This window comes from Mucilaginibacter sp. HD30, from assembly GCF_054061755.1.
Genome location: NZ_JBSSEO010000001.1, coordinates 532,199 through 546,544, shown reverse-complemented (window position 1 = coordinate 546,544; position 14,346 = coordinate 532,199). Strand labels below are relative to the sequence as shown.

General features: G+C 41.5%; 15 protein-coding genes. All 15 read right to left on the bottom strand.

What is annotated here, in order from left to right; all coding sequences use genetic code 11:
* Positions 1 to 111: 111 nt before the first annotated feature.
* Positions 112 to 2,172, bottom strand: a complete 2,061-nt coding sequence (locus tag ACVW2L_RS02665) for an NADH-quinone oxidoreductase subunit 5 family protein (protein ID WP_457126406.1) — start codon at positions 2,170 to 2,172, stop codon at positions 112 to 114.
* Positions 2,173 to 2,174: 2 nt separating this feature from the next.
* Positions 2,175 to 2,480 carry an NADH-quinone oxidoreductase subunit NuoK gene (gene nuoK / locus ACVW2L_RS02660; protein ID WP_457126405.1) on the bottom strand — a complete coding sequence of 102 codons (306 nt, stop codon included), beginning with the start codon at positions 2,478 to 2,480 and terminating at the stop codon, positions 2,175 to 2,177.
* Positions 2,477 to 3,025: an NADH-quinone oxidoreductase subunit J family protein gene (locus ACVW2L_RS02655; protein WP_457126404.1), complete on the bottom strand. Its 549-nt coding sequence runs from the start codon at positions 3,023 to 3,025 to the stop codon at positions 2,477 to 2,479. Before ACVW2L_RS02655 ends, nuoK begins: the two co-directional genes overlap by 4 nt.
* Entirely contained in the window at positions 3,022 to 3,609 is a 588-nt protein-coding gene (locus ACVW2L_RS02650; protein WP_457126403.1) for a NuoI/complex I 23 kDa subunit family protein, read from the bottom strand. Before ACVW2L_RS02650 ends, ACVW2L_RS02655 begins: the two co-directional genes overlap by 4 nt.
* Before the next feature lie 97 nt (positions 3,610 to 3,706).
* Entirely contained in the window at positions 3,707 to 4,777 is a 1,071-nt protein-coding gene (gene nuoH, locus ACVW2L_RS02645; RefSeq protein WP_457126402.1) for an NADH-quinone oxidoreductase subunit NuoH, read from the bottom strand.
* A gap of 97 nt (positions 4,778 to 4,874) precedes the next feature.
* Positions 4,875 to 5,708, bottom strand: a complete 834-nt coding sequence (murI, locus tag ACVW2L_RS02640; RefSeq protein WP_457126401.1) for a glutamate racemase — start codon at positions 5,706 to 5,708, stop codon at positions 4,875 to 4,877.
* A 124-nt stretch (positions 5,709 to 5,832) separates the two neighbouring features.
* Complete coding sequence (locus ACVW2L_RS02635) at positions 5,833 to 6,345, bottom strand: OmpH family outer membrane protein (RefSeq protein ID WP_457126400.1); 513 nt, start codon at positions 6,343 to 6,345, stop codon at positions 5,833 to 5,835.
* A 49-nt stretch (positions 6,346 to 6,394) separates the two neighbouring features.
* Positions 6,395 to 6,928: an OmpH family outer membrane protein gene (locus ACVW2L_RS02630; protein WP_457126399.1), complete on the bottom strand. Its 534-nt coding sequence runs from the start codon at positions 6,926 to 6,928 to the stop codon at positions 6,395 to 6,397.
* Positions 6,929 to 6,939: 11 nt separating this feature from the next.
* Entirely contained in the window at positions 6,940 to 9,492 is a 2,553-nt protein-coding gene (gene bamA / locus ACVW2L_RS02625) for an outer membrane protein assembly factor BamA (RefSeq protein WP_457126398.1), read from the bottom strand.
* 63 nt (positions 9,493 to 9,555) lie between these two features.
* Positions 9,556 to 10,296, bottom strand: coding sequence for an isoprenyl transferase (locus ACVW2L_RS02620; protein WP_457126397.1), 741 nt, complete (start codon positions 10,294 to 10,296; stop codon positions 9,556 to 9,558).
* A 185-nt stretch (positions 10,297 to 10,481) separates the two neighbouring features.
* Positions 10,482 to 11,270, bottom strand: coding sequence for a type IX secretion system protein PorG (porG, locus tag ACVW2L_RS02615; protein WP_457126396.1), 789 nt, complete (start codon positions 11,268 to 11,270; stop codon positions 10,482 to 10,484).
* A 9-nt stretch (positions 11,271 to 11,279) separates the two neighbouring features.
* Positions 11,280 to 12,161: an NAD kinase gene (locus ACVW2L_RS02610; protein WP_457126395.1), complete on the bottom strand. Its 882-nt coding sequence runs from the start codon at positions 12,159 to 12,161 to the stop codon at positions 11,280 to 11,282.
* Between the two features lie 93 nt (positions 12,162 to 12,254).
* Positions 12,255 to 12,917, bottom strand: coding sequence for a CBS domain-containing protein (locus ACVW2L_RS02605; RefSeq protein ID WP_457126394.1), 663 nt, complete (start codon positions 12,915 to 12,917; stop codon positions 12,255 to 12,257).
* 9 nt (positions 12,918 to 12,926) lie between these two features.
* Entirely contained in the window at positions 12,927 to 13,688 is a 762-nt protein-coding gene (locus ACVW2L_RS02600) for an alpha/beta fold hydrolase (RefSeq protein ID WP_457126393.1), read from the bottom strand.
* A gap of 121 nt (positions 13,689 to 13,809) precedes the next feature.
* Complete coding sequence (locus tag ACVW2L_RS02595; protein WP_457126392.1) at positions 13,810 to 14,259, bottom strand: GatB/YqeY domain-containing protein; 450 nt, start codon at positions 14,257 to 14,259, stop codon at positions 13,810 to 13,812.
* Positions 14,260 to 14,346: the final 87 nt, after the last annotated feature.

Below are 14,346 nucleotides of genomic sequence, written 5' to 3'. Positions count from 1 at the left end.
TAAGCCAGAATTAAGATAGGGGAGACAGAAAGCATACCAAAACGGTTTACTTTGCAATCAACATTTAAAAGCCTGTTTGAAATCTCAATTCTCATGTCTCAATTCTCAAATCTAAAAAAGTAAATAAATAAACAGCACCAACACAATTGCCATCATGCTAAAAAGGTAATACTGTATTTTGCCGCTTTGAAAATAGCGTATAAAGTTACTCGTTATCCGTACAATAAAAGTAAGCAGTCGCGACAGGCCATCAATAATATAGTAATCAAACCACGCGGCAATTTTTGATAGTCCAATGATGAAATCTGACAGCAGGTGGATAAAGCCGTCGATTATATTACGATCAAACCACGACGACGCACGACTTACCATCAGCACGCCGCCAACTATAACCTTTTTGTAAAAAGCATCAAAATACCATTCGTTATAACTCAACTTAAATAGAAACGAATGCTGCGGTGCAGACCACGAATTACGCTTTACGTAAACCGTGTAAGCAAAATAGATAACAAACACACTTACAATATTAACCCCCAGCGGAATAATGGTATGGTAGATATTTACCCTATCCAAACCTGTCTCGGTAGAAAAACCGCTGAACACCCAGGCATCTTCATATACAAACGGATTATATGAGAATATCGGGAACAAACAGCAAGCTGCCAGCATAAATAAAGGTACTTTATACTGCCATCCACCATCGCTGATGTGAAATTTAATATGCGGATGAAATTTTTCTAACTTAAACTGCCCGAAAAATACCTTTACTATCAACCTGCTCACGTAAAAAGCGGTTAAACCTGTGGTTAATATAGCGCCAATGGGTATCAGCATGTGCCATACACTACGTTGCTCGGCCCAGTCAACACACTGTATCAGGATGCCGTCTTTTGAGAGATAACCAGAGGTAAGGGGTAAACCAATTAACGCGGCAGCACCAATTAAGGCAGTCATAAAAGTGAATGGCAGCTTTTTACGCAGGCCGCCCATGTTAAGGATGCTTTGAGGATCTATATCCAGATCATTATCTTCTTTGATATGCGCCACCTGGTGAATTACTATACCCGCAACCAAAAACATCAGGCACTTGAAGAATGCGTGTGTAACCAGGTGAAAAAGCGAAGACGCGTATGCACCTATTCCCATACCCATGACCATAAAACCCAGTTGGGATATGGTGGAATAAGCCAGTATGCGTTTCAGATCGTTTTGCGTTAGGGCTATAGTTGCCGCCATAAACGCAGTAAAACAACCTATTGCAGCTAAAATATCCAGCTCTGTTGGTGTGAATAGGGGATATAGCCTACCTAACAGGAAAACGCCTGCCGCCACCATAGTTGCCGCATGTATTAAAGCTGAAACCGAAGTTGGCCCTTCCATAGCATCAGGCAGCCAGGTGTGTAGAGGGAACTGAGCTGTTTTTGCTGCTACGGCTAAAAATACGCCGCCGCAGGCCACATACTGCCAAAATACCGGCAGCGTGGTGCTTGCTCCTACCCAAAGCCCGTTAACCGTTTGCGATTGCACAATTAAACCATAACTGCCAAACAGTTGGTTAAGATCAAAACTGCCCGACTGCACAAAAATTATCATTATAGCTATCAGCAAACCAACGTCGCCGATGCGGTTAACTATAAAAGCCTTTTTATTAGCCATAACGGCCTTTTCGCGGGTGAACCAAAAACCAATAAGCAGGTAGGATGAAAAGCCAACCAACTCCCAGAATACGTAGAACGTTATCATGCTATCGGCGACTACCAGCGCCAGCATGCTGAAACAGAACAGGCTTAAATAAGTGAAATAGCGCTTGTATCGCTCATCGTGCTTCATGTAAGCGGTAGAGTAAATGTGCACGGGTAATGCTATGGCGGGCACCAATAACAGCATAATTACCGAGTGGTTATTGAGCCACATACCCGCGTACAAGTTGGTAGTGCCAATGGTGAACCACTTAAACTGCCAGTGCAATTGAGGCTGGTTCCACAGTTTGGTAAAGATTATAATTGCGCCTATAAAACTTAACAGAATAGCCAATGTTGACACCCAACCCGCCGCTTTGTTAGTTCTGCCGGGTAAACAAACATTAATTAAAAAGGCAAGCAAGGGTAGCAACACCGCCGCCAACGCAAGGAGTATTATTAAAGTTTGCTGATATGGTTGAAAGGTATCCAATATTAATCCTTCAAACTATTGACCCTACCCGGATCAATGGTTTTATATTTTCTGTAAACAGTTAAAATTATAGCCAACGCCACGGCTGTGGTAGCTGCGGCCAGCACTATAGCAAACAAAGCAAAGATCTGTCCGCCGTTGTTGATCTTATCGTATTTGCCAAATGCCACCAGGTTTAAAATGCCTGCGTTCAACATCAGTTCAATCCCTATTAGTAATTGAATGGCGTTGCGCTTGGTTAGCAGTATATATAAGCCAATGCAAAATAAAGCCGCACCAACTATCAGAAAATCATTTAATGATATCATGCGTCGGGCTCCTTTCTTGATATATGCGCCGCGCCTATTAATGCCATCATCAGTAAAATAGAAATCGCTTCAAAAGGCAGCAAATAGGTGGTCATTAAGTTAATGCCGATGTTATTTAAACCGTTATCAGTGGGCTTTATAATATTATCAGCAGCAATTGCTTGTTTTATCCAGCCCAGCTTATCCGCATCCATTTTTAATATCATGGCTACCATCGCAGCAAAAAACAAAACGGCCAATATAATGCCTGGTATTTTGCCACTGCTTATTAGTTTATCCTTTTGCTCGCCAAGGCTATTTAGTGTATCCTTGCCGGATAGCATAAACGCGAACAGTATCAGCACCAAAATACCGCCAACATATATCACTACCTGTGTAACGGCTACAAAATCGGCCACTGCCAAAACATATAATCCTGCCAGCGCGAATAGCGTCACGAAGAACATAAAAATGCCGCGTACTAAATTTTTTGTTGCCGCTACATACAATGCTGATGCCACGGCGATAAAAGCCATTGCATAAAAAAGCACCTGGGCTAAGTTCATGCGCCGCCCTCCTTTTTATTCATGGCAGCAAGTTTGGCGGCTTGCTTTTCTGCTAACTGATTTTCAAGCAAAGTTTTTTTCTCAGCGACTTCCTCGGCCGACATATTAGAAAATTCGTAGTTAAGATCTTTCAGTTCAAATACGCTCTTGTCGTACTGGTCTGTCATCACTATGCACTCCGTAGGGCAAACAATGGTACACAAGCCACAATACATGCACTTGGCCATGTCAATATCAAACTGAGCGGCGTAGATCCGTTTTGGTGATCCGTCTGACGTGTGACCGATCAATTCCGTAGCTTTTACCTGCTCAATAGTAATACAATCAACCGGGCAAATTTTAGCGCAAAGGTCGCATACAATGCAGTCATCAATCTCCACATCCAACTGGTAGCGGCCCACTTCCGGGCTTGGCAGCGCCTGCATAGGGTATTGAATAGTGTTGGTGCCTTCCAGTTGTTTAAAATAATTATCGTCACTAACAGGAATTACCTTGCGCTTCGCGTTTGAAGCAAAAAGGTGACTGATGGTAAGAGATAACCCCTTCCATGCCGTTGAAAATCCGTTTAGTGCTTTATTTATCATTTATTTATTGTGATTTCACAGATTAGTTAAGTGATCTCACAGATTATACTTAAATATTAAGTTCGAAATCGAACATTCGAAATTCGAAATCAAAAAACTACATTAACCACAACCGCCACACGCCCGATGCCAGCATACAGGCAAATGATAGCGGCGTTAGCACTTTCCAGCAAAGGTCCATTAACTGGTCAACCCGCAAACGCGGCAAGGTCCAGCGGATCCACATTTGTGCACCAACCAACGTTAAAGTCTTTATTGCTATCCAAAATATCCCCCATACAATTCCGGTTGTGCCATCTGCTAAATGCACTGCACCAATATTTGGCAGCGGCGTGTTCCATGCGCCTAAAAACAACACTACTGCTACCATTGATACCAGGAACATCATAGAATACTCTGCCAAAAATACCAAACCAAAACGCAAGCCGGTATACTCAGTATGAAAACCTGATACTAATTCTGATTCTGCTTCGGGGATGTCAAAAGGCGCCCGGTTGCTCTCTGCCAGCGATGCTATAAAATAGATAACAAAGGCAATGATAAGATGCGGCGCCCTGAAAATGTTCCACGCTAGAATACCGCCTGTGTGCGACACATCCCAAAAGCCTAAAAATTTTACGCCTTCTGTTGATAGTGTCCCCTGTTGCATGGCTATATCCTGCAAGTTAAGGGTCTGTGCTATCATTACTACTGATATTATAGCAAAACCTGCCGGTATCTCGTACGAAATGATCTGCGCTGCCGACCGCATGGCACCCAATATGGAGTATTTATTGTTAGACCCCCAGCCTGCCATTAAAATGCCCAGGGTTTCAATGGATATAATAGCAAAAATATAATATAAGCCCAGATTTATTTTGGAAGGGACCAAACCCGGCGCCCATGGCAACGCAGCAAAGCCCAGATAAACAGCTATAAAAATAATAGCCGGTGCAGCTACAAACAGCACTTTATCAGCTGCTGATGGCACTATCATTTCCTTTTGGAGCAGCTTTAAAATGTCGGCTACAGTTTGCAGCATGCCAAATTTACCAACTTCTGTTGGCCCCAGCCTGTCTTGTATAAAAGCAGAAACTTTACGCTCGGCGTATACAGCAAATAGTGCAAATACTGCCGAAAACGCAAATAAGCCCGCTGCAACTAAAATATATGTTAGGTAAAAATTCAACCCTTGGTTTGCTTTGGATGCAAACTTAACAAATGCTAAATAAAATAAGGCAGCTTACCTAAATAAGTTGACTAAATTGGTAGTATTTATTACCGACTTACTTACATGCCAGTTTGCTGACAGAAACATGCAATGACGTTACAGTTGCTGAAAAGAACCGCGAAGCATGGCGGTCAAACTCGGCGGTATCATCGGTTGTGTAAAACATTTTATTTTGGCCCCTGCTTAGGTTTTTCTCCATTGCCGGATGACGTTGCAGGTAATCAACCAAACTATTGGCTACTATGTCACCTTGGGCCAGCACCTTTATATTTTGGGGTAGGTAGGCTTCTATTTTATCCTGAATAAGGGGATAATGGGTACAGGCAAGTAATAGTGTATCAATATTGGCCGATTGCGTTATTATTCCGTCAAGGTATTCCTTCACAAAATAATCAGCCCCCGGCTTTTCATATTCGCCGCTCTCAATTAGGGGTACCCATAACGGGCATGCTTGCTGATATACTTTCAATTCAGGAAAGAATTTTTCTATCTCCAGGAGATATGACCCTGATTGCACGGTACCGTTAGTACCTAACACTCCTATCTCGCCCGTTTTTGAAAAGTTACCCACTACCTCGGCCGTTGGCCTAATAACGCCCAATACCCTTTTTGCGGGGTCAAGCGCCTGCATATCCTTTTGCTGAATGGTGCGCAGGGCTTTTGCTGAAGCCGTGTTACAGGCCAGTATAATAAGCGGACAGCCCTGTGCGAAAAGCCATTGCACGCACTCCCAGGTGTATTGATGAATGGTATTGAATGAGCGGTTACCGTATGGCGCCCTGCTATTATCGCCCAGGTAGATATAATCATACTCCGGCAAGGCGGCAGCAATAGATCTGAATACAGTAAGCCCGCCAATGCCCGAATCAAAAATGCCTATGGGTTTCATGAAGATTAGTTAATTGAAGATAAAAGATTGGCCCTAAAAATTTAATTCGGTGTTATCTATTCCTCAAAAATAAAAAAAGCGTCCCAACAATTGGAACGCTTTATAATGCTCTTTAAATGATTGGTTATTTTAAACCTAATTTAAGCTTTACCGGTGCCAATAGGTTATCAGCATCAGGTGCAACCAAAAGTTCGGTTGTGCTTGTATTAACAACGTATGAATAACCTTTTTCTTTTGCTACTGCAGTTATAGCAGCTCTAACTTTATCAAAAAGCGGTTTCATATATTCATCGCTTTTAGTTTGAACGCTTTTTGAAGCCAATTCCTGTTGCTCCTGATATCTTCTTTGCATATCCTGGATCTCAGCAACTTTTGTAGATTTAACAGCATCGGTCATTGTTTTTTCCTGATCCTGATACTCTTTTATTACTTTATTAGCAGTTTCATTTATAGTTTGCAATTGATCGGTCCAGGTTTTTTGATAAGCCGCCATTTGAGTTTGAACTGTTTTCAGCTCAGGAAGTGCAGTTATTACCTCGTCTTGTGCTACATAACCAATTTTACCTTGTGCCTTGGCAAAGTTGCCCGCTAACATCATGCATACTGCAACTAAGGCAACTTTAAATACATTTTTCATTGTTTTTGTCTCGTGTTTAATTAATAGTGCGATTATATATATAATAAATTTATTTAGCAAGTACTCCGGGTTTTAAACCTAAACGTGTTATTACCTCAGCGCTTTTGTCATAACGCGGATTAGCGTATAACATTATCACTTCGCTGTTTTTATCAAATATCACTTCCAGATTTTCGCTTTCGGCCACAGCCTGCACAGCTTTTGCAACCCTATCCTGTATCGGCTTTATAATGGCATTGCTGCGCTGCGAAAGCTCACCTTCGGGTCCAAATTTTTGTCGCTGAAAATCTTTTGCTTCTTTTTCTTTGACCACAATTTCCTCTTCACGTCTTTTCTTTACTTCGGCAGTCATTAAAGGTTGGTCGGCCTGGTAAGCTTTAAATAAGCGGTCTATATCCTGAAAACGGGTATCAACCTCTTTTTGCCACTGATCAGACAAAGCACCTAATTGCTTTTGTGCCGAAATATAATCGGGTATATGTTTTAGTATATACTCCGAGTCTACGTATGCAAAGCGCTGTGCCAATGCTGCCGTTACCGATAGGAACGTTAATGCAACAACTAAAATTATCTTTCTTTTCATTTTTTTTCCAATTAATTAAATCCACCACTTAAACTCTGCGAGATAGAGAAACTGAACTGACCTTTATTGGCTTGAGGTTGCCCCGGTATAGCATCAAAGCCATAACCGTAATCAAGACCCAGTAAACCAAAAATAGGTAAAAATATTCTCGTTCCAACACCTACAGAGCGTCTTATATTAAACGGATTATATTGTGAAAAAGTGTTCCAGGTATTACCGCCCTCTGCAAACGCCAGCATAAATATGGTTGCAGACGGGCTGGCAATAACAGGATGGCGAACTTCCATAGTAAACTTATTGTAAATAGTACTACCAGGGTTATTAGACGCTGTATAATTGCTACCTAAAGGCACTATAGAGAAGTTGGTATAACCACGCAAACCAATGATCTCGCTACCTTGTAAAAACTGATAGCTCTGCATACCGTCGCCACCGAGCTTAAAGCGTTCAAACGGTGATGGGCCTACCTTTGAGTTATACATACCCAGGAAGCCTGAGCGTATTTGCGACATAAGCACCAACTTGCCGGTTAATTTGGTAAACCATTGCGCATCAAACTTAAACTTATAATACTCCACAAAATGATATCTTTCTGCCGGTGTAGCAACATTATAGTTAACCTTATTAAATAACGAATATGGAGGTGTAGCCTGCACCGTAAATTTAATATTTGACCCTGTGGTTGGATATATAGGCGCATCAAGCGAGTTGCGGCTCAGATCCTGCGTAAGTTTAATGTTGTATGACGTACCATTAGAAAACAGGTAACCATTATAGTTATCCAGGAAGTAGTGGTCAAGGTTTAATGAGTAGTTAAGCTGGAAATGGTTATCCGGCCATCTTAAACGTTTACCCAAGGTAACGCCCACGCCATTTATTCTAAGATAATTGTAGTTAGGGTTGTCTTTGGCGTAATACTGCCCGGTAGAACTCAATTGGGTATATGCTGTTAAGGCAAAATAAATTGGTTTTTTACCACCAAGCCAAGGCTCAGAAAAAGTGAACGAAAAGTTCTGATAAATTCTACCGCTTGATTGCCCGCGTATGCTTAACTTCTGGCCATCGCCTTTTGGCAAAGGCCTGTAGGCTTTTAGATTAAATAGATTTCTTAACGCGAAGTTATTGAAAGTTAACCCCAGCGTACCCACTAACTGGCCACCACCAAAACCACCGGAAAGCTCAACCTGATCTGATGGTTTTTCAACCACGTTATAAAGCAAGTCAACAGTACCATCTGCAGGATTTAGATTTTCGGGGTGCGGCTCTGTTTTGGTATCGTCGAAATTACCTAACTGCCCAATAATACGTGTACTTTCAATTAGCAGTGCTTTGTTAAATTTTTGCCCCGGGATGGTCTGTAATTCGCGGCGTATAACTTTATCGTTGGTTACATCATTACCTTTAATTGTTATACGGTTAATGGTGTATTGCGGGCCCTCGTAAATTCTTATGTCCAGATCAATGGTATCATTATACAACCTGGTTTGCACCGGGTCTGAGTTGAATGTAAGGTAACCATCATTCATATATAAAGATGATACATCATCTCCGCTTGGCCCGCCGCCACTTAACCTTTTGCTAAGTAATTCTTCGCTAAAAACATCGCCTTTTTCAATGCGGAGCACACGTGTCAATATATCGTTAGGATAACGCGCGTTTCCAGACCATTTTATGTTGCCGAAATAGAACTTATGGCCTTCGAAGATATTTATCTTAACATCAACTGTGCGGTCATCATGTTTAGTTACTGTATCGGATAAAATAGCAGCATCTCTATAACCCTTATCCTGCATTTTAGCAATCAGGTTCTCTTTATCTTCCTGGTATTTATCTTCCTTGAATTTCTTTGAACCGAATATATTATAGAACCTGCGTTCGCGTGTTTTACTTAAAAACTTTTTAAGCTTTCCTTTTGAAAAGTCTTTGTTACCCTCAAAGGTAACTTTATGTATCATCACCTTTTTCTTCCTGTCTATATTCACATCCAATATAACACTGGTAGTATCGCTCGGATCAGGGCGTTGTTTTATTATAACTTCGGTATTAAAATAGCCTTTTTCTTTAAAGTGCCTTTTTATAATTGATGTAGTTGTATTCAGCAGGTTTTCGTTAACAATTTTGCCGGTTTTGTCGTTTAGCTTTTTTTGCACATCGTCTGCCTTACCTTTGCTTATCCCCAGTAAACGCATCCTGGATAGGCGCGGATGCTCGCTTACCTGTATCTCCAGATAAACAGTATCCAAATTTATCTTTGTAATATTAAGCTGTACATCATCAAAAAGCTGCTGCGCGTAAAGGTCCTTTATAACGTTTGAATTAGCTTCGCCGGGTAACATTATCTTATCCCCTACATTCAGTTTTGATATCTGGATCAATATGTCTTTATCCAGGTGAGTAGTGCCCGTAACAGCTATCCCGCCAATAATAAACTCTTTGGGGTTGTTATAATTTATAATTAAAGTATCTGATGTTGATGAGGGTCGGGAAATAGTTCGACCCGGTACCTGGGCCAGGGCAGCAACACTTATTATGGAAAAAAGAATAGCAAACAGAAATTTGTTCATTCGAATATTTTAGTGGGCTAAAAATAATTTATACAGTTGTTAAATTTTGTTAAACGAGAAAATTTAGTTGATCTGCTCGCTTGTTAAGCCAAAACGGCGCTCGCGTTTTTGGTAATCAAGTATTGCTTCAAAGAGGTCCTCCCTCCTGAAATCGGGCCATAATTTTGGTGTAAAATACAATTCTGCGTAAGCTATCTGCCAAAGCAAATAATTACTTATCCTGTACTCGCCGCTGGTTCTTATCAGCAACTCAGGGTCGGGCATATTGTGTGTGTATAAGTTATCCGCAAAAACGCGCTCGTCAATGTCAGCTTCGTTCAAACTACCGTCCTTCACCTTAGCTGCAATATTTTTTGCGGCCTGTAAAATCTCGTTGCGCGAACTATAGCTTAATGCCAGCGTAAGCACCAAACCGGTATTTGCAGCAGTGGTGTTCATGGCGTTGGTAAGTTCTTTAAAGCATTTAGCCGGAAGCAACTGCAGATCGCCAATGGCATTTAGCTTGATGTTATTATCCATAAAGGTTTTTATTTCTTTATTGATAGTATTAACCATTAGCTCCATTATAGCTGCCACTTCCAATTTGGGGCGGTTCCAGTTCTCTGTAGAAAAGGTATATAAAGTAAGGTATTTAACACCAACTTCAACCGCACCTTCTACAACATCGCGCACAGAAACTACCCCGTTATGATGGCCAAAAACCCTTAATTTGCCTTTCTCTTTAGCCCACCGGCCGTTACCATCCATTATAATAGCAATGTGCCTGGGTAGTTTCAACAAATCAATCTGGTCTTTATATTTCATCTTTATCCGGTCGTCCCATCACTTAATCGCGATAACACTTCTCCATTTTTTCAGGTGACAAAGGTAAAACTTCCTTTGTACTTTTTTAGTATACGCGCTTAAAAGAAAACTTAATTGCATATACCGTTATAAATGATGGCAAATTTTAAGTTTTTGAACGTAAAACAATGGCTTACATGTAAATGCTAATAATAGCATTTTGGCGTAATAAAGGTGTATGATAAGGAAAGCCCCACAAAAAAGTAGGTATCAAAGCGCCTGTTATCGCCCCTTTGCGTATTCGGGGCACCCAGGTAAACACCTGTTCTCTCGCCTGAGCGATCAGACAACGCAAGCGAAAGAGGATTATTGGGCAGATTAACAGGATCGGGATAGTTGCCGCTAACATCATCCAGATAATCAGTGCGTACATTGCGGTAGCCTATATCTGCAATCAAATTTAACCGGCCAGAAAAATTGTATTTAATACCGGCTCCGTACGGAATCGCTACCGCCATTTTACTGTAAGGTGTACCTTGCCCCTCCGTGGTGAGTGATCTAAGGTCGTACCTGTTACCTGCATAAACAGCCGTGGGGCTGTAGCGCACCAAACCCGCTCCGGCAAAAATAAACGGCGTAAATACGTTTTTGCTTACAGATGGTACGTAATCTAAAAAATTAAACTCGCCGGTTAGGCTCACCTCATGAAGGTTGGTTGAAAAACTCAGGTTACGGTCCCGGAATTGCGAGTTGGATGAGAGACTATCCGCAGCATTAATATTGCCAAAAGTATACCCAAGCTTAGCCGATAAATATGGGTTAAAGTTATACTTAACAAAGCCCCCGGCAGAAATACCTGATATTTTTATAGGATTGTTGGTATTCAGATCGCCCATGTAACCGGCCCCGCCAAAGCGTGCGCCAACTTCCCAGCTTTGTGCAAAGGCATGGCCGCATATAAAAGTTAAAAATATACCGGTTAAAATTTTGGGCATCCAACAAATTTAGTAATTGCGGGTATCCAATCCCCACAATAATTTGTTTCTTAACGTTGATAAATAGCTTTCATTGCTTAACCGGATAAGGTTAAGCTCAAAGTCTGCCTTATGCACTTTAAACCGCATGGTGCTGTCAATCACCGTTGTGCGCGAATCGCACGAGAGCAGGTAATTTGAGCTACGGCACTCCACTTCAAATGATAGTCTGCTGTTATCGGGCAGTACTATGGGCCGCACGTTTAAATTGTGAGGAGATACAGGCGTTACTATTATTGTATTTGATGCCGGGAACATAACCGGCCCGCCGCAGCTTAATGAGTAAGCTGTTGACCCGGTTGGTGTAGCTATAATTATACCATCGCCCCAATACGAATTTAAAAACTCGCCGTTTAAAAACATATGGGTAGTTATCATGGCAGAATCATCGCGCTTGTGAATAGTAACATCATTAAGCGCGAAATTGCTGTCGCCAAAAATATGCTGCTCAGAATCAATGCTCAGCAGCGCCCGGCTGTCCAACGTAAAATTCTTATTTACCACTGCCTGAATGGCGGAGGCTATGTCGTTTTTGTTAACGCTGGCCAAAAACCCAAGTCTGCCGAAGTTTATACCCATAACAGGCACACCTGTGTTGCCTATCAGGTTAACCATATCCAGCAATGTTCCATCCCCACCGAGGGTTAAAAAAACGTCAATAAAACCTTTTATCTGGTCATCAGCATTAAGGATCTTATACGCCGAGGTGCTTATTTTACCTTCAAGATGCTTGTTAAGCTGATGATGAACATATATATCAACTTGGTGCTGCAACAAATTGTCAAACACCAGTTGGATGTATGGAAATACTGCCGCATCATTAAACTGGCGGCCGTATATAGCTATTTTCATGTTTTATTTAGTCAATAGACCATAGTCCATGGTCCATAGTTTTAAATTCGTTATTTTCCATGGTCTATGGTCCATCGACTATTGACCTTTCTACTACAAATTAAGATAATTCATTAACGCGTCGTACCTATCCATCGCGCTGTCGCGGTTTTCGTTATGGTTAAAGGTGGCTTTAATTTCGTAGCCGTACCTTGAAAAAGTGGCTATAATACTTGAAATATCCTGCTTATTTACCTTTAGCGTAACCTCCATCTTTGTTGAGTCTGCAAAAGAACGCACATACGAACTTAAGATCTGCGCGTTATCAGACTCTACTATTTGCGACATATGCGCCAGCGAATTATTTTTATTACTTATCTCCAATACAATAATGCCGCCCGGATCAGTAACCGAGGTTATCCTGGCGAACCAGGTATTCATGGCATTGATTGATATACAGCCCAGGTAATTTTTTTTGATATCAAGCACGGGCACAATGGTTAACTGCTGTTCATAAAACAAGCGTATAACATCGTATATGTGCTGATCTTCGCGCACGTAAGGGTTAACTAATGATAGGGCTATAGCGCCAATAGCTGTTTGGGCATCCGGTTCAGCTATCAGATCGGGCTCTGCTACCAAACCTAAAAACTGCTGCTCGTTTACAACAGGCAGGTGCCTTACGTGAAACTCCGTCATGCGCTCCATAGCCCGCTGAATGGTGTCAGAGGTATGCAGAGGGATTATATCGTCGTTGATCAGTTCGGCTGCAAACATAATCTTAGTTTAAATATTCCGACCCTCTAAAAAATTCTTCAGCAGGCGGTTAAATTCGTGCGGATGCTCCATCATGGGCGCATGGCCGCACTTTTCTATCCATTGTAGTTCCGAATCGGGCAATAGCTGATGAAACTCTTCGGCTACCTCAGGTGGCGTAATTTTATCATTTCGCCCCCATATTAACGATACGGGCAAGCGGATCTTATGCAGGTCAGCTTTCATATTATGCCTTATGGCCGACTTAGCCATAGCCAGTAACCTAATTACGGCATGACGGTCGTTTACGGTTTTATAAACTTCGGCAATTAATTCCGGGGTAGCAACAGCCGGATCGTAAAAAGTGTACTCGCATTTCTCTTTCACAAAATCATAACTCTCCCTGCGCGGAAAAGTACCCCCAAAAGCGTTTTCATATAAACCGGAACTACCTGTAAGTACCAGGGCTTTTAACTTAGCCGGATGCGCCAAAGCATACACAAGGCCAACATGGCCGCCCAGTGAGTTGCCCAGCAGTACAACATCTTCCAGCTTTTTAAATTTGATAAACTTATGAACAAACTTGGAAAGCGTTTTTACACCCGTTGTTAAAACCGGGAAGTCATAAATAGGCAGTATGGGTAATATAACACGGTATTTTTTGCTAAACTCTGCTATAACAATTTCCCAATTGCTTAAACCGCCCATTAACCCGTGCAACAGCAACAGTACCTGCCCTTCGCCCTCGTCAATGTAAGTAAAACCATGGCCTTCTTTAAGCACGAATTTCATAAATGTATTTTGTGAGCGTTATAAAATATTAAAAACAAATATTTCTGTTGAACGAAGCAAGTATAAGCAATTATTTATACTGGTATATTACTTGTTTCACCTTTTAAATTAAATAATAACGCTATCCTAATAATTGCTTTACTACCTCTGATATCGTTCTGCCATCAGCCTGGCCGGCCAGTTCTTTATTGGCCATGCCCATTACCCTGCCCATATCCTGTATTGATGTGGCTCCTATCCGGCCTATTAACTCCTGCAAATAGCCTTCAATTTCAAAACGGCTCATTTGCTGCGGCAGGTATTCTTCAATTACTTTCAGTTCGCCTGCTTCTATCTGGTAAAGATCATCGCGGTTTTGGGTTTTGTATATCTCGGCAGACTCTTTGCGTTGCTTAGCCAACTTTTGTAATACCTTAACCTCGGCATCCTCTGTAATTTCTTCGGCAGCGCCTTTTTCTGTTCTGGCTAATAATAAGGCAGCTTTTATGGCTCTTAAAGCCTGCAACCTATCGGCTTGTTTAGCCAGCATAGCAAGCTTTATATCCTGATCAATTTTTGTTGTAAGTGACATTTTTGTTTATTTCTGATTATCTTATTTCGGATTTCGAATGTTCGATCCCGGATTTGTTTCTTTTTTATTTCGATTTCGAATGTTCAA

What these genes read in the sequence shown, in the direction of transcription:
- bamA (WP_457126398.1), bottom strand. Translation starts at nt 9,492, where the DNA reads ATGAACAAATTTCTGTTTGCTATTCTTTTTTCCATAATAAGTGTTGCT.
- ACVW2L_RS02595 (WP_457126392.1), bottom strand. Translation starts at nt 14,259, where the DNA reads ATGTCACTTACAACAAAAATTGATCAGGATATAAAGCTTGCTATGCTG.
- ACVW2L_RS02650 (WP_457126403.1), bottom strand. Translation starts at nt 3,609, where the DNA reads ATGATAAATAAAGCACTAAACGGATTTTCAACGGCATGGAAGGGGTTA.
- ACVW2L_RS02610 (WP_457126395.1), bottom strand. Translation starts at nt 12,161, where the DNA reads ATGAAAATAGCTATATACGGCCGCCAGTTTAATGATGCGGCAGTATTT.
- murI (WP_457126401.1), bottom strand. Translation starts at nt 5,708, where the DNA reads ATGAAACCCATAGGCATTTTTGATTCGGGCATTGGCGGGCTTACTGTA.
- ACVW2L_RS02600 (WP_457126393.1), bottom strand. Translation starts at nt 13,688, where the DNA reads ATGAAATTCGTGCTTAAAGAAGGCCATGGTTTTACTTACATTGACGAG.
- ACVW2L_RS02635 (WP_457126400.1), bottom strand. Translation starts at nt 6,345, where the DNA reads ATGAAAAATGTATTTAAAGTTGCCTTAGTTGCAGTATGCATGATGTTA.
- ACVW2L_RS02620 (WP_457126397.1), bottom strand. Translation starts at nt 10,296, where the DNA reads ATGAAATATAAAGACCAGATTGATTTGTTGAAACTACCCAGGCACATT.
- ACVW2L_RS02655 (WP_457126404.1), bottom strand. Translation starts at nt 3,025, where the DNA reads ATGAACTTAGCCCAGGTGCTTTTTTATGCAATGGCTTTTATCGCCGTG.
- ACVW2L_RS02605 (WP_457126394.1), bottom strand. Translation starts at nt 12,917, where the DNA reads ATGTTTGCAGCCGAACTGATCAACGACGATATAATCCCTCTGCATACC.
- nuoK (WP_457126405.1), bottom strand. Translation starts at nt 2,480, where the DNA reads ATGATATCATTAAATGATTTTCTGATAGTTGGTGCGGCTTTATTTTGC.
- porG (WP_457126396.1), bottom strand. Translation starts at nt 11,270, where the DNA reads ATGCCCAAAATTTTAACCGGTATATTTTTAACTTTTATATGCGGCCAT.
- ACVW2L_RS02630 (WP_457126399.1), bottom strand. Translation starts at nt 6,928, where the DNA reads ATGAAAAGAAAGATAATTTTAGTTGTTGCATTAACGTTCCTATCGGTA.